This window comes from Acinetobacter sp. BZX-2, assembly GCF_055179795.1.
In genome coordinates this window covers 1575674-1591912 of record NZ_CM143686.1, presented here as the reverse complement: position 1 = coordinate 1591912, position 16239 = coordinate 1575674, and the positions used below count along the sequence as shown (strand labels likewise).

Genomic DNA, 16239 nt, shown 5'->3' with positions numbered 1-16239 from the left:
ATGGTTCAGTTTTTTAAATTTGACGATTTGAATGTTCTCTCAAGAGTTTAGCGACCCAGACTACAAGAATGAGGATTGGGATACCAATTAAAGTGGTCATTAAAAAGAATTTCGGATAACCAATATTGGTCACAATCGTTCCAGAATAACCGCCTAGAATTTTAGGTGTTAAGGTCATCAATGAGCTAAAAATAGCATATTGAACTGCTGTAAAGGAAACACTGGTCAAGCTAGAAAGGAATGCGATAAATGCTGCACCTGCTAAACCTGAAGCGAGATTATCGACAATAATTGCAAAATAAAGCCAAGCTGAACTGTACTGCTCAATCACTTTACCTTTAATTTCAGTACTTCCTGTAGACTGTGAATTTACCGCTGGAATCGGCTGAATGTCGACATCTAAAGCTGTTCTGTTATTGCTAATTTGATAATTCTGCTGTGCATTTAAAGTCGCGTGTGCTTCATTAAAGTTGGCGATTGCGATGATATTTTTTGAAGCAGAATTTTGTAAACTTTTACCATCAATTGTCCCAGTAAACATGCCATCTTTATCTAGTTTTGCAGAATACTCTTGTCCATCTAACCTTAAAGTGATCGGTTGTTCTGTATTTAACTCAGCCGCTTGCACACTTACAAGTTGCCCTTTAATGACAACATTTTGCTTCAATTCAGCTGCTGATAATTGATTATCACTGGTCACAGGTAGGATTTGAATTTGTGCGGTACCATTGTCTGTTAAATAAGGCACAACGTATTCAGCTTTTTCAGATTGATCTGCAAGTGCAACATTGACTTGAATCTGCTTCGCCTGCGCTAAATCATGGTTTGGAACGAGGATTTTCCAATAACCCACTTCATCAGGTTGAGCCTGATATTGTTTTTCACCCACTTGTAGCATAACAGGTTGCATAGATGCACCTGATTTCACCAAACCGATAAAGATTAAATTGGTCGAACTTGCCAAAATTGCCCCGACGAACATCAATTTCATAATGTTCATACGTTGTGCAAGTAAACCACCTAAGAAGCCACCAACTAAGCTAAAAATTACACCATAAATTTTGACAGCTTCTGCAATTTGTTCTTTGCTAAAGTTTAAATCTTGATAAAACACATTGGAGATCACCCCCGCAATAATGTCAGAAACTCGATAAAAACCAATCAACAATAATAAAACTAAAGCCAGTTTAACCCCATAGCGTTTAAAGAAATCAGCAATCGGATTGACCCAAGTTTCATAAGCCATTTGTTTATTCACAACACCCATGCGGATGAGTAATGTTGCAACAAAAATAGCTCCTGCACCTGAACCTAAAAAGCGAACCGCTTCCATTAAAAATTTCAAGAAACTGTCTTTGATTTCCCACTGTGTTTGCAAATACTGAACAACATCATCTGAATAAATGTAGAAACAAACAAAACTTGCGACAGCGACAATAAAAACAAACACTAAGCGATAGTAATCAATATTTTTATAATGTTTATCTATACGGTTAACCATTGGTTCACGGATGCTTAATGTGGTGATAATACCAACCACCATCACAGCAGCCATGGTTAAATAGGTGTATTTCCAAGCTTCATAAATATAGTTACCCTTGGCTGTGCCTAATGATGCGGCAAGAAACAGTGCACCTGCACCTGCAACAATCATCCCGATGCGATATCCCGCATTATAAGTAGAGGCAAGCACCGTTTGCATTTCAGTTTCAGCAAGTTCGATACGATAAGCATCGATAACAATGTCTTGCGTTGCTGCGGAAAAGCCGAGCAACACCGCACCAACCGCCATTTGATAAATATAGCTTTGTCCAAGTGCTGGATCTGAAAATGCCATGATACAAATTGCGCAGATAATGAGTATTTGTGCGATCAGCAACCAAGCACGTCTCCGACCTAAACTCTTGGTTAAAAATGGTACGGGCAATTCATCAATTAGAGGCGCCCAAACAAATTTAAAGGAATAGCCCAAAGCAGCCCAACTAAAAAAAGTTACTGCACTTTTTTCGATCCCAGCTTCACCCAACCATAGCGATAAGCTAGAGAAGATCAGAAGGATTGGGATACCTGCTGAAAAACCCAAAAACAGCATAATAGCTGCACGGCGATCAAGAAATGCGGTAAAGGCAGATTTCCAACCTGTAGACTGTGTGGTCATTGCGTTATTATTTTCTGAAAAATGAAATAGTGCTATTCAACCGCTTAATGCTCAGAGTTTCAATCATTTTTATGCAACTGTTGTACGCATTTACAGATATTTCCGCTTTTGGCGCTTGATCTTTATCCCCAATCCTGTATACCTTTAACTTTTAAACCTTCATTTGTTTTGGATTCAACCTGTGACGCAAAGACACGATCAATTAAGTTCAACCACTGTTTCTAATATGACAACCACAACCGCATTACAAAAAATTGAAAACAACTTAGCAACTGCTTTTGATCAAACGGAAATTCAAAATACATTGGCTTTAACTGCGCTTAAAGCTGAGCAACTTACGCATATTCCTAATTTTGCAACGATTCCTTCGTCTACGCGAAGAATCAAACCCTTAAATAACTTTTTGGGTCAAGATCGTGCTAAAGCTTCTGTAGAAGCAGGTATTGCTTTGCCTTATTCTGGCTATAATATTTTTGCAGTGGGAACAGCAGGTTTGGGTAAACGCACCATGATTAAGCGTTTACTTCAGCAACATGCTAAAACCATGCAAACGCCTGATGATTGGGTTTATGTTTATAATTTTAAGAATGCAAGACAACCAATTGCACTACGCTTTCCTGCAAGCCAAGGCAGTAAATTTCAAAGTTTAATTCATCAAACATGGCAAACCATTCTTAAACAGCTTGAACGCCGTTTTAGCGCTGAAACATACCACAATCATATCGAACGAATCCGTCAAGTGACTGGCAATGAACAACAATTGGCATTGGTTGAATTGACAAAAGAAGGCGAAGATTTAGATCTAAAACTGATTAATCGACATGATGAGCATATCTTTGTACCGATTCATGTCAAAAATGATGAGGTTTTAGAAATGTCGCAAGAAGACATGAATGCATTGAACAGCAAACAGCGTGCTGAAATTCATTCTAATATCCGTTATATGGATAAAAAATTAGAACGTTTAGGTTTACAACTGGGCGATCTTGAAGATGAAGCACGAGATAAGGTTTCTGAGCTTAATCGTGATATTGCCAAACAAGTCGTGATTCCTCGTATGGAAGTCATTCTTAATAAGTTTGAATCCGTGCAAGGGCTTGAACAGTACCTAAAACTCTATGCTGCCGATATTATTGAAAATGTCGAAACCATTTTAGACCAAGAAGGTGAAGAGTTTTCTCCTGCGCTGTTTAACCGTGTTCCTTCACGCTACCAAGCCAATGTTGTTGTCAGTAATAAACCAAATTCAGGTGCACCTGTTATTTTTGAAGACTTCCCAACACATTACAACTTATTGGGTCATGTTGAACAATTAACCCAAAATGGCACGATTACGACAGATTTTACTTTAATTCGACCAGGTTCTTTGCATCAAGCCAATGGTGGTTTTTTAATTTTAGAAGCTGAACAACTTTTAGAACAACCTTATGCATGGCAAGGCTTAAAACGTGCTTTAAAGTCTGGACAATTAAAACTTTCATCTTTAGAGCACATGCTGACTTTAACAGGAAGCATCTCCATTGAGCCCGCATCTATTCCGTTGAAGTTAAAAGTCGTTTTACTTGCAGAACCTGAAATTTATTATGAAATTTTAGAGCTTGAACCAGAACTAGGCAGTGTTTTTAAAATCCGTGCAGATTTTACTGACACTTTGCAACGTAATGATGACAATGAACAAGCCTATATGCAGTTGATTGCTGATTATGTTCAACAAGATAAATTATTACCTTTTGATCGCTCTGCTCTTGCGGCTTTACTCACAGATTCAAGCCGTCAAGCTGAAGACCAAAGTTCATTGTCATTACATGCTTTAACCCTAGGTGATTTGATTCGTGAGTCGCATCACCATGCTGCACAATCTGGTGAAAAGCTGGTGACCTCTCATCATATCAATACCGCACTCAAACACCGTCAATATCGCTTAGGCTATTTAAGAGAGCTGTATTGGCAGGATTTATCCCGTGGTACACAATTGATTGAAACACGTGGGCATCGTTTAGGACAGATCAATGCCTTGTCAGTCATTCACTATGCAGATGTTGAGTTTGGTTTGCCTTCTCGCTTAACTGCTTCTGTATATCAAGGTGGTGGCGACATTCTAGACATTGAACGTAGTGTTGAGTTAGGCGGTTCTCTACATGCCAAAGGTGTGTTACTGATGTCGAGCTTCTTAAAAGCACATTTTGGTCGTGAACAAATCTTACACTTCTCTGCTGCACTTGCTTTTGAGCAAAGTTATGGACAAGTCGATGGCGATAGCGCCACAGTTGCTGAACTCTCTGCTTTGATATCCGCAATTTGCCAATTACCGATTGATCAATCTTGGGCAATTACAGGTTCAATGAATCAATTGGGTCAAGTACAACCGATTGGTGGTGTAAATGCAAAAATTGAAGGTTTCTTTGATGCATGTAAATTACAAGGCTTAACGCATAAACAAGGTGTGATTATTCCTCGTCAAAACATGCAACATTTGATGTTACGTCAAGATGTGATTGAAGCTGTTGAAGCTGGGCAATTCCATATTCATGCAATTGACACCATCGACCAAGCTCTAGAAATACTGATGGCTCGTCCTGTAGGAACACTAGATAAAAAAGGTCGTTACACCAAAGGTTCAATCTATGCTGCTGTCATGGCACAGCTTGAATACTGGCAAGCGCTTGAAGATGGAATAGAAATCGAGACAAAGCCGAAGAAAAAGAAAAAAAAGAAGAAGGCCAAAAAAGACAAAAAGGTTGAAACCGAAGCAACGGCTGTTGTAGAGGCGAGTCCTGTCGAATTGATTGAGAAGCAGAATAAAAGTAAATAATTTTAGCTTTATCCTCAAGCTTAGTTAAGAATAAAATGACGCTCTGCTATTCAGGGCGTCATTCTTTTGTAATGACAAAAAATTAAACTAATGCGCTTAAATCAAGCTTTGATTATGCGTGATAATGAGTAATCATCTAAAAACTGCAAGATAAATTTTGACAATAAAAAAGCACCTTTCGGTGCTTTTTTAAGATCTTCAGCTTATTGAGCTTCAGATGCAGGGCTATACTGTTCAACCAATGGTTTTAACTCACCATTTTGGAACATTTCGAGCATAATATCGCTACCGCCAATCAACTCGCCGTTGATCCACAATTGTGGGAATGTCGGCCAATTTGCAATTTGTGGCAAAAGTGCACGAATATCAGGATTTTCCAAGATATTTACATAAGCAAATGGACGACCAATTTGACTAAGAGCTTCAACTGCACGAGCAGAGAAACCACATTGTGGGAACTGCGGAGTACCTTTCATATAAAGAAGTACTGCATGTTTAGCAATTTGATCGCGAATTAACGCTTCTGTATCACGCGCTTGTTCAGTCATTGATAAATCCTCAACTCATCTGCCTGCATTATACCTAAATCCACAATAAAGAGTATGTCTTGACGATTATTTCCAATTTTATTTGTATTTAGGCTTTAAATCTTTGCCAATCTTTGGTTAGATGACTCTTTCTTTTTATTCCTAACAGATAAGAGTTAGTCATGAACAACATCACCCTCGCTCCAATACAACCTGATCAACCATCCCACTTGATGTCTGTATTTAGCCGTCAACCGATCAGTTTTGTTCGAGGACGAGGTTCTTATCTTTACACAGAAGATAATACTGAATATTTTGATGCACTTACAGGGATTGCTGTTTGTGGCTTAGGTCATGCACATCCTATTATTGCAGAAGCGATTGCTGAACAAGCAGCGACTTTAATCCACACCAGTAATATTTACGAAGTGTCTTGGCAAACTGCTGCGGCTCAAAAACTCGCAGAAGTTTCAGGTATGGAAGAAATTTTCTTTTCAAATAGTGGTGCAGAGTCAAATGAAGGTGCAATTAAAATTGCACGTAAATTTGCCCATTTACAAGGCATTAGCACGCCTAAAATCATTGTAGCAGACCAATCTTTTCATGGCCGTACTCTTGCAACATTGTCTGCAACGGGCAATAAAAAAGTTCAAGAAGGCTTTGCACCTTTGGTTGAAGGTTTTATTCGTGTTCCGTTTGGAGACATCGAAGCGATTGAAGAAGCAGCTATTCAACATCCTGATATTGTGGCGATTCTAGTTGAACCGATTCAAGGTGAAGGTGGCGTAAATACCGCACCACAAGGTTTTCGTTACCTTGAAGAAATTCGTCATATTTGCAATCAACACAATTGGTTAATGATGCTTGATGAAGTACAAACAGGTAATGGACGTACTGGTCAATATTTTGCTTATCAACATACCAATATCGTTCCCGATGTTCTAACCACAGCTAAAGGTTTGGGTAATGGCTTCCCTATTGGTGCTGTAATGACACAAGGCCGTGCTGTGGGCGTGCTCACGCCAGGCAATCACGGCTCAACGTACAGTGGAACACACTTGGGTTCTCGTATTGTTTACACCGTCATTGATTTGATTGAGAAGGAAAATATTGTTGCGAATGCGGCTGAAATCGGCGCATATCTTGTTGAACAATTCCGCACTCAACTTGCAGATCAAGATGTGATTGTCCGTGGTTTCGGTATGATGATTGGTATTGAATTACCAAAAGCATGTGCTGAACTTGTGAATATTGCACGTGATGAACATCATCTTATTATCAATGTTACTTCTGGTAATGTTGTTCGTTTGCTTCCTGCTTTAAATATGAATCACCAACAAGCTGATGATCTGTTAAAGCGTCTTGTTCCAGCCATTAAAAAGTTTTTAGCTTAAAGGCTAGAAATAGTGAATGAAGCATTAAGAGCTTCATTCACATCATTTCAAAGGCTGAGTTTAAAAGTCCTGCAAAATTTTTAAGCATAAAAAAGCCGCTATAAAGCGGCTTTTTTATTTAGACTCGAACTTTCACGAAGCTTCTTGAAAGATTCTTCCGCCTGGTAATTGACCAAAGTATTGTTTTAAAGCGTCTAAACAACGATGAATCTTCATCGGCTGTTGTTCACGTTTTAAAGTTACCGCACTCAAAGTGAAAGTTGGTAATTTCCACTCTGGCAATACTTCTACCAATGTCCCATTCATCAATTCTTTTTGCACATCTAAATAAAGAATGCGTGCAATCCCATGTCCATTTTGGCACAGAGATTTTGCAATAAATACATTATTTGTTTGAAGACGGTGCTTCATCTCTAAATTAACGACTTCGCCTGTTGTACCGTGCTGAAATGAAAAATGTTGATAATTTTTCAGAATATTTATTGGAATCAGATCATGATTCTGTAAATTTTCAGGACGTGAAATAGGTGAAGTTTGATTTAAATAACTTGGCGATGCAACTAAGATCTGATCCACTCGTGCCAAAGGCGTACAGCTTAAGTTATTCGAATCTTCCATTTTAGAAGACATACGAATAGCAATATCAATACGCTCTTGAATCAAGTCGATATATTGGTTATCTGCTTCAAAATGAACCATCAAACCACGATGTGCAGACATCCAATGTGATAATGCAGGCACAACATGTGTTGCACCTATTTCCGGGGTGGTCGCAATGCGTAAATCACCGACTAAATCGTCTCGCAACTCATTAATACGGATTTTTCCACGCTCTGCCGCAGCAAGCATTTCTTGACAGCTGTGGAAAAAAGCTTGACCAGCCTCAGTTAAACTCAATTTCCGTGTAGAACGATGTAGAAGAGTCACCTCCATTTCATGTTCTAAAGATCGAATTTGCTGACTAACTGCACTTGTCGTAATACCGAGATCACGCGCGGCACCACTAAAAGAGCTTTTTTCAACAACACAAGCAAATACACCCATTGCTCGAAGTTGATCTAACATAAATTTCCCTCTGAAATTATGAGTTGCTTCACATTTTTTCATTCAAAACAACTCATTGTATTATACGAAGAAAATTACACTTTGCATCAAAATTATTAACTTAGCGGTAAAATATTTGCAGGATTGATAGGTTTACCATCTAATCGTACTTGGAACTCTAACATGACGCTATTTGCACCCGAAGAACCCATCTCTGCAATTTTTTGCCCTGCATTAACATTTTGACCACTTTTCACTAACATTTTACTGTTATGAGCGTATGCAGTTATGTAACCATCGATATGTTTTATTAGTACAAGATTACCATATTCTTTCAAGCCATCTGCAGCATATACCACTTGCCCATCGGCTGCTGCAAACACTGGATCGCCTTGATTACCGCCAAATCGCAAGCCTTTGATATTATTTGTTACATTAAAGTTAGCAATCACTGGCCCATTTGACGGTTTAACCCATCTTAAACTTGAACTGTTTACAGGCGTAGCTGGTACTTGCGTTGTTACGACTGGCGCAGTTGTCGTTGTAGGCGCTGTTTGTGTAACTGGAGGTGCTACAGGCTGTTGCGTTGGTAAATTAATCGTTTGACGTTGAATCTGAGGTGCAGTATTCAGTGCTTGAGTCGCAGGACGATTGACATTATTGCCCGACTTCTTCAAACGAATTGATTGCCCAACATAGATTCGATAAGGTGCCGCAATATCATTCATTTCTGCAACACTGATATAACTTAAACCATAACGCATAGAGATACCGCTGAGCGTATCACCAGAGCGAACAGTATAATAGTCAGGTGCAACCGCATAACGCGTTGGATTATTAATTTGTGGCTTAGATGCACAACCTGTAACAAGCAATGTAGAAGTGACTGCGACTGCTAAAAAAATCGTCTTTATCCATAGCTTAGGCATTTGAATTTGGAGCTGTGTAGCCAAAAGCATTGATTTCCCTCTCTACATCTTAAATTTTGAAATATTTTGCTAAGATTAGCAAAAAACAATTAACTTTCACCGTTTGACAGTGCTTTTTCACAAACTTATAACATTCATACATCAAAATGACTATGAGATAATTGCTTTTGCAACGATTCCAATACATCATAATTGGTTGCATCCATCTGAATCGGTGTGATGCTGACAAAACCATTTGCGATTGCAAAAAAGTCCGATTGAATATTTTGTAGATTTTTCTCTGGGTCTACTACTGCCTCACCTGCTAAACCGATCCAATAGACTTGTCGCCCACGTGGATCTACATGACTGGTGATCGGTTTAGATTGAATTCTTCTGCCTTGATAGGTAATTTGTGCCCCTTTTATTTCGGCAACATCGGGAATATTAATATTAAAAATATGTCGTTCTGGGAGTTGTGGTAATCCATTGGCAATGAATTGATAAACCCAATCAGCAGCCTGCGCATAATCGTCAGGATGATCATAAGAGCGTACATTACTACCAGCCAATGAAACAGCTATCGCAGCTTGTTTCATTAAGCGCCCTTCAAAGGCCGCCCCAACAGTGCCAGAATACAATACGTCATCACTTAGATTCGCTCCGCTATTGATACCACTCACGACCAAGTCAAACTCAAAGTCAAATAAGCCATTCATCGACAAATAAACACAGTCTGCTGGTGTTCCATTGACCGCCCACATATCTGGGGCGATTTGGATTGGTCTCAGTGGGCGATCTAATGTAAGCGCACTTGAAAAACCACTACGTTCACTTTCAGGTGCAACAATGACTACTCGACCCAATGGTCGCAATGCTTTTGCAAGTGCTTGAATACCTGGTGCAAATACACCATCATCGTTTGCTATTAAAATATTCACTTTGGTCTACTCTTCAGTCGTCTTTTATTCAATTTCTATTGAACAAATCGATTTAAATTTATTCAGCGATTATATATAGTTATGCACTCAATTCTAAATCAATTTGTAGTTAAAAAAGATGATTAAACGTTCTCTTATTCGTACATTTTCCATAGCTTTCATCACACTTTGCACTCAGTCGGCATTTTCTGAAACATTAACCAAACAAGAAGCAGACCTCATCATTAAAGAAGATATTGCTTCAACTCAAGTATTGGCTGAAGTATGCCCTGCTTTGATTGGAAATAATCCTATTTTAAAAAGTAAAATTGAAGGATTAACACAAAGTTCATTAAAAGAACTTTCTAAATCAACGACATTTGAACAATTGCAACAAGATGCTGAATACCAAGCAGCGTTTAAAGAAGCTCAAGTTAGTGCGAAAGAAGTTGATGGTGAAGAACATAAAGTCGTTTGTAATGACGTTCTAAGCCTTGAATCTTAAGCATTAGCAAAGCATACCTATCATGTAGAACATTAGGGTCTGTTGACATTTCATAAATTGCTTGCGTTGTAGGCTAAAATTGAGCATGAGACGTATACGTCGTAAAGCATGAATGAGAATAGTGAGACTATTTTCAAGTTTCATAACGAAGGCTGAGATAATTTTAGCCACAACCTGAGCAAGAACAAAGCACTGCTTTGTTCGTAGCGCAAGGCGCAGCGGGACTAGAGTGTTTTTTGACGCTACGTTGTTGTGAACTACTCATTTAGAATGACTAAATTTCGTATTTCACGCCTAGTATCGCCTAAAAAACACGCATAGTCGCAAACATAGACGAATTGCCAACAGCCCCTATGAATTAAGTTTATATAATTCTTTGTTTCTGCATGTATTCACATATTATAAATTCATATAAATCTACAACATCGATACATTATCTCTATATTTTTCACCGTTTTTAAGTTTACTCTATGCCCATTCTTAAGTTGATGAGTTTAATCATGCGTATGACTTTAAAAATGCTTTCTATAAGTCTTATTTCAGCAAGTAGTTTCCTGATGACACAATCTTTTGCTGCTCCAAATAAAGCTGCGAGTGAGGAAAATATTGATGTAACTCAAGAACAGATTTCTCTTGATGAAATTGCAACTGTTTATAATTTATCTTTAATTTGTCCATCTCTGATTGATGATAAAGACAGTAAAAAATTTAATCACAATTATAATATCGAGTTGAAAAAAGTTCTACCAAACGAAGCAAACCCTCAAGAAGCGATCAAACAACTCAGTAAGCAAAAAGATTTCAAAAATTCTTTAAAACAGATTCAAGCTGAATCAAAACGCTTTGGAGATAAAGAAAATAAAGAAATGTGTCAAGAAGTCGTTGATTACAACTATTAAGCGTAAATAGTTACAATAAGTAGGAAATAAGCCGACTTTTCGTGTAGAAGTCGGCTTTGCTTTATCCTAGAATACTAGGCTGTTTTTGTGCCCATATAACGATTGGAACGACCTAGAATGACCAGAAAAAGCGCCATTGCTGCCTTATTACTCTTACCTTCATTTTCTTACGCAGCAACCGTCTTATCTACACCGCCAGAATTAAATAATAAATCGTATGTCTTGATGGACTATGAAACTGGGCAGATTCTTGCATCAAAAAATGAAAATGAAAAATTAGCACCTGCTTCAATGACCAAAATGATGACCAGTTACCTCATTGAGCAAAAGCTACTCAAAGGCGAACTGACGGAAGATGAAAAAGTTCGTATGAACGAGTCAGCATGGTGTCGTGGTAGCAGTACTGAATCATGTATGTACGTTCCATTGAACGGTACTGCGACAGTTTTAGAAATGTTACGCGGTATTATTATTCAGTCTGGTAATGATGCGTCTAAAGCAATGGCTGAACATATTTCTGGTAATGAAGGTTCTTTTGCCTATGCCATGAACCAAGAAGCAAAGCGTGTTGGCATGGTGAATACTCATTTCATCAATGCAACAGGTATGCCTGCTGAAGGTCACTATTCAACTGCAAAAGATATGGCGACATTAGCAAAACATATCATCCATGACAGTTCAAAATACTATCCAATTTATTCTGAAAAAGAATTTACCTTCAACGGCATTAAACAAGGCAACCGTAATGCTCTGCTTTATACAGACCCAAGTGTTGATGGCTTAAAAACAGGTCATACAGAAGAAGCAGGTTATTGTTTAACAACCTCTTCTAAGCGTGGACCAATGCGCTTGATTTCCGTGATCTTTGGCGCACCATCTATGAATGAACGTGCGAGCCAAACGCGTTCATTACTTGCTTGGGGTTATTCAAACTTTGAAACTGTAAGTGTACAGCCTGCCAACAAAGCACTTGCAAAATCAAAAGTTTACTTTGGCCAAGAAAATGATGTTCAAATTGGTTTAGCAGAAAACTTCAATGTGACTATGCCTAAAGGTCAAGCCAATGCGATCAAAACACAAGTCAATGTTCAACCAAACTTAAATGCACCATTAAAACAAGGTCAAGTGGTTGGTAAATTGACTGCAACTTTAGATGGTAAAGTGATTGCAGAAAAACCTTTAGTTGCTTTAAAAGCGGTTGAAGAAGCTGGTTTCTTCTCTCGTTTAATCGATCATATTAAAATGTTCTTTAGTAACTTGTTTTAATTCCAAGATTTAACGCTTCGTTTCGTCTTAGACCAAAGCATTCATGTTCTTAACATGGGTGCTTTTTTATTTATAATGATTCGTATGTGTAAAAATGCGATTGAAAGGAATCTTGCCAATGAAAAAAAATATTCGTCCATATTTAGAACATCACCCAAAGATTGATTCGACTTGTTATGTCGATGATTTATCGGTGATCATTGGTGAAGTATCTTTGGCTGAAAATGTTTCTGTTTGGCCTTTTGCTGTTATTCGTGGTGATGTAAATAGCATTAAGATTGGTCGTAATTCTAATGTTCAAGATCATTGTATGTTACATGTAAGCCATAAAAATGATGCAAAACCCAATGGTTCCCCTTTAGTCATTGGTGAGGATGTCACGATTGGGCATCACGTGACTTTACATGGTTGCACAATTGGTAATCGTGTTTTAATTGGGATCAATAGTATTGTCTTGGATGATGTCATTATTGAAGATGATGTGATGATTGGCGCAGGATCTTTAGTTCCACCACGAAAGCGTTTGGAAAGTGGTTTTTTATATGTGGGTAGCCCTGTGCAAAAAGTTCGAGCTTTAACCGAGAAAGAAAAAGAGTTTTTACCTTATTCAGCAAGACATTATGTGAAGGTGGCGGGGAATTATTTAGCACAAAAAGAGGTATAAACAAGAGGAAAATACACACATGAAAAATACATTATTCGTTATCACTGCTTTACTCTTTAGCCGAAGTGTCTCAGCTATCTCCTGCACTGAGCTTGAAAAAATTGCGAATGATAATCGTGTTGAATATTCTGTTTATATTTATGGGAATGGTAGCCCTGCGCCAACCCAATATTCACCCTACCAATCTATAGTTAAAGGCAGTAAAGGTTTTAAAACTTATTTTCACACTGCACCATCCACACAGTGCAAAATTAAAAATCTGTTTATCATTCCTCATGATCTCGTCAACGTAAATTACGGTTTTAATTATCGAAATCAGCATTGGTTACATGTTACCTACTGGAACAAAGGCAATGATACTTCTGGTTGGATTTTAGCGAAGGATCTTAGTAGTCCAAAACGTGCAGACACTAAAGATTGAATCTTAATATTCTACAGCCACCTATAAATTTTTAAAAACTATGTTCCTGACCAAACCTGAAAGAACATGCCAACGATTACTTCAATTCTAGGGTAGAAATTGTCAATCATCTGACTACTAAATCTTGACTTCATTCCGCCTCCCTTTTATCTTTTAAACATATTCAAAAATAATAATTTTCTTTAGAGATATCAGATGAAACTTAATAATCCACATAACTGTCCTTCACCAAATGAATTATTGAATAGAACTAAGTCTAATATTGAAAAATATGGACTACAAGTCGTGGGAATTGAGGCAACAAGCTACTTACCTTCTTTTAGTTATAGTGTTGGTTTATATGAAAGCTACCAACACCCCGAGATAATTTGTTTTGGATTACCAATGGACTTGGCCCATGGAATTATCAATGATGTAGCAGATTTAATCCAAAATGGACACAGAATTATTCCCAACCAAGATTACTACGATAAAATTTTTAAAGACAGTCGTGCTCAATTCTTACATGTAGATATAAGAAATCTTAAAGATTACTTTTATGCTGCCTTCAACTATTACCCACACAATAACTTCTCTGCCTTACAATTAGTTTGGACTGACCGTAATGATAACTTTCCATGGGAAGAAGGATTTGAGGAGAAATTTGCATATGATCAACCTTTATTGGATCGGAATGCTGATTTTAAATTTAGAGAAGCAAAAAATTTAGGTATTTTCACCACTCGGCAATGGCTGGAAAACAATCAACCCATTTTAAAGGTTGTTCATAATCATGATGGTGACTGGCAATTTTTAACTCGTGATCAAGAATTAGAAGATATTAAACTTGTTCATTTTGAAGAGTTAATCAGCAGTGATTTGAGCTTAAATGAGGTCTTTGATCTTGAATATGGACAATGTGCAGACCGTAATTTTATAGGCGATAATTGGGTGATTTCCAATCTTAAAATTGAAGACAATGAGTCAAGTTAGGATGTTTAAGCAATACCAATCATTACACCATAGCCACCACACCCAAAATTTTGTAGAATAGTGCTTTATTTCCCATGGTGCTGTTTATGACCTCTTGGACGCCACATGTTACCGTTGCTACAGTTGTAGAAAAAAACGGAAAATTTCTTTTTGTAGAAGAACATACAGAAGGTGTAACGCATACGGTATTTAACCAACCTGCGGGACATGTTGAAAGTGGCGAAAGTATTGTTCAAGCAGCTATTCGTGAAACCATGGAAGAAACTGGGCATGCCGTCGAAATTGATGCATTACTTGGAATCTATACCTATACTCCGCCCATGTTTCCAGATCGTACTTATTATAGATTTTGCTTTTTAGCCCATGTGCTTGAATACTTTCCAGAAGCTGAACTGGATACAGGTATTATTGGTCCAAAATGGATGAGCCTTGAAGAATTACTTGAAACTGCACGTGCTCGCAGCCCTTTAGTAATTAAAGCTGTACAAGACGCGCTTTCTGGTCAAAAATATCCACTTTCGCTCATTTATGAGCACCAAAACTCTCCTTTAATTTCAAATTTGGATGCCTAATCCTATGCAACAACGTGTCATCGTCGGTATGTCTGGTGGTGTAGATTCATCTGTTTCTGCAGCACTCCTTCTTCAACAAGGATATCAAGTTGAAGGACTTTTCATGAAAAACTGGGAAGAGGATGATGGTACGGAATACTGCACAGCGATGGAAGATCTTGCTGATGCTCAGGCTGTTTGCGATAAAATAGGCATCAAGTTACACACAGCCAATTTTGCGATGGAATATTGGGATCGTGTTTTTGAACATTTTCTAGCAGAATATGCTGCTGGTCGTACTCCAAATCCAGATATTCTATGTAATAAAGAAATTAAATTCCGCGCATTTTTAGATCATGCCGTAAATTTAGGTGCAGACTTTATTGCAACGGGTCATTATTGCCGTCGTGGTGAAACCATGACTAATTCTCGTGGTGAAGAATACGCACCTTTACTACGGGGTGTTGACGATAATAAAGATCAAACTTACTTTTTACATGCAGTACATGGTCGTGAAATTAACAAGACACTATTCCCTGTTGGTGAAATTGAAAAACCTCAAGTTCGTAAAATTGCAGAGGATTTGGGTCTAGCAACGGCTAAGAAAAAAGATTCAACAGGTATTTGTTTTATTGGTGAACGTCGTTTTAATGACTTTCTTAAACAATATTTACCCGCTCAGCCTGGAAAAATTGTCCTAGATACAGGAAAAGAGGTTGGTGAACATCACGGCTTAATGTACTATACGCTCGGTCAGCGTGGTGGTATCGGTTTAGGCGGTCTTAAAGGTGCTGAAGAAGGCGCTTGGTTTGTTCTGCATAAAGATATTGAAGGTAATCGTTTAGTTGTCGGTCAAGGTCACGAACACCCACTTATGCAAAGTACCACTTTATGGTCTGAAGCAATCGATTGGGTTGCAGGTGAGCAAGCGATTCCAGAAACAGGTTTCCGATGCACGGCAAAAACACGTTATCGTCAGCCAGATCAAGCATGTACAATTTATAAAGACGCTGATGTACCAAATGGTGTCCGTGTTGAATTTGATGAACCGCAAAGAGCTGTAACGCCGGGACAAAGCGTTGTATTCTATGTAGATGAAGTATGTTTAGGTGGTGGTGTGATACATCATACCAATGCACCAAAACCCGACTTTATTGTTCAATAGTTTAAATTTTCAGAATTATTTAAAGGAATTTAG

General features: G+C 38.1%; 15 protein-coding genes. 10 read left to right on the top strand and 5 right to left on the bottom strand.

Annotated elements, in window-relative coordinates; all coding sequences use genetic code 11:
• Positions 1-13: 13 nt before the first annotated feature.
• Positions 14-2158 (bottom strand): AmpG family muropeptide MFS transporter, encoded by a 2145-nt coding sequence (locus ACY45D_RS07405; RefSeq protein WP_463109103.1) that lies wholly within the window; start codon positions 2156-2158, stop codon positions 14-16.
• A gap of 226 nt (positions 2159-2384) precedes the next feature.
• Here ACY45D_RS07405 and ACY45D_RS07400 point away from each other — a divergent pair, with 226 nt between their 5' ends.
• A complete protein-coding gene (locus tag ACY45D_RS07400) occupies positions 2385-4970 on the top strand; it encodes an AAA family ATPase (RefSeq protein WP_463109452.1) in 2586 nt (861 codons plus the stop codon).
• 203 nt (positions 4971-5173) lie between these two features.
• On the opposite strand, the gene grxD is transcribed toward ACY45D_RS07400, so the two are convergent.
• Positions 5174-5518 carry a Grx4 family monothiol glutaredoxin gene (grxD, locus tag ACY45D_RS07395; RefSeq protein ID WP_463109102.1) on the bottom strand — a complete coding sequence of 115 codons (345 nt, stop codon included), beginning with the start codon at positions 5516-5518 and terminating at the stop codon, positions 5174-5176.
• 161 nt (positions 5519-5679) lie between these two features.
• Here grxD and ACY45D_RS07390 point away from each other — a divergent pair, with 161 nt between their 5' ends.
• The gene (locus ACY45D_RS07390; protein ID WP_463109101.1) at positions 5680-6891 is read left to right on the top strand and encodes an acetylornithine/succinylornithine family transaminase; all 1212 of its coding nucleotides are present in this window, start codon (positions 5680-5682) and stop codon (positions 6889-6891) included.
• A 132-nt stretch (positions 6892-7023) separates the two neighbouring features.
• Here ACY45D_RS07390 and ACY45D_RS07385 read toward each other — a convergent pair whose 3' ends face one another.
• From ACY45D_RS07385 to surE, 3 genes are all read right to left on the bottom strand, one after another.
• Entirely contained in the window at positions 7024-7956 is a 933-nt protein-coding gene (locus tag ACY45D_RS07385; RefSeq protein ID WP_120384356.1) for a LysR family transcriptional regulator, read from the bottom strand.
• A gap of 95 nt (positions 7957-8051) precedes the next feature.
• Positions 8052-8894: a peptidoglycan DD-metalloendopeptidase family protein gene (locus ACY45D_RS07380; protein WP_463109100.1), complete on the bottom strand. Its 843-nt coding sequence runs from the start codon at positions 8892-8894 to the stop codon at positions 8052-8054.
• A gap of 104 nt (positions 8895-8998) precedes the next feature.
• Positions 8999-9784 carry a 5'/3'-nucleotidase SurE gene (gene surE / locus ACY45D_RS07375; protein WP_463109099.1) on the bottom strand — a complete coding sequence of 262 codons (786 nt, stop codon included), beginning with the start codon at positions 9782-9784 and terminating at the stop codon, positions 8999-9001.
• 118 nt (positions 9785-9902) lie between these two features.
• On the opposite strand from surE, the gene ACY45D_RS07370 reads away from it, so the two are divergent.
• From ACY45D_RS07370 to mnmA, 8 genes are all read left to right on the top strand, one after another.
• Entirely contained in the window at positions 9903-10268 is a 366-nt protein-coding gene (locus tag ACY45D_RS07370) for an MCR_0457 family protein (RefSeq protein ID WP_463109098.1), read from the top strand.
• 506 nt (positions 10269-10774) lie between these two features.
• On the top strand, positions 10775-11167 hold the full coding sequence (locus ACY45D_RS07365; RefSeq protein ID WP_463109097.1) for an MCR_0457 family protein: 393 nt from the start codon (positions 10775-10777) through the stop codon (positions 11165-11167).
• 117 nt (positions 11168-11284) lie between these two features.
• Positions 11285-12433, top strand: coding sequence for a D-alanyl-D-alanine carboxypeptidase PBP5/6 (dacC, locus tag ACY45D_RS07360; RefSeq protein ID WP_463109096.1), 1149 nt, complete (start codon positions 11285-11287; stop codon positions 12431-12433).
• Positions 12434-12551: 118 nt separating this feature from the next.
• A complete protein-coding gene (locus ACY45D_RS07355) occupies positions 12552-13097 on the top strand; it encodes a gamma carbonic anhydrase family protein (protein WP_463109095.1) in 546 nt (181 codons plus the stop codon).
• A 19-nt stretch (positions 13098-13116) separates the two neighbouring features.
• Positions 13117-13518 (top strand): hypothetical protein, encoded by a 402-nt coding sequence (locus tag ACY45D_RS07350; RefSeq protein WP_463109094.1) that lies wholly within the window; start codon positions 13117-13119, stop codon positions 13516-13518.
• Between the two features lie 195 nt (positions 13519-13713).
• Complete coding sequence (locus ACY45D_RS07345) at positions 13714-14490, top strand: DUF4262 domain-containing protein (RefSeq protein WP_463109093.1); 777 nt, start codon at positions 13714-13716, stop codon at positions 14488-14490.
• An 86-nt stretch (positions 14491-14576) separates the two neighbouring features.
• A complete protein-coding gene (locus tag ACY45D_RS07340) occupies positions 14577-15062 on the top strand; it encodes an NUDIX hydrolase (protein ID WP_463109092.1) in 486 nt (161 codons plus the stop codon).
• 4 nt (positions 15063-15066) lie between these two features.
• The gene (gene mnmA / locus ACY45D_RS07335; RefSeq protein WP_463109091.1) at positions 15067-16206 is read left to right on the top strand and encodes a tRNA 2-thiouridine(34) synthase MnmA; all 1140 of its coding nucleotides are present in this window, start codon (positions 15067-15069) and stop codon (positions 16204-16206) included.
• Positions 16207-16239: the final 33 nt, after the last annotated feature.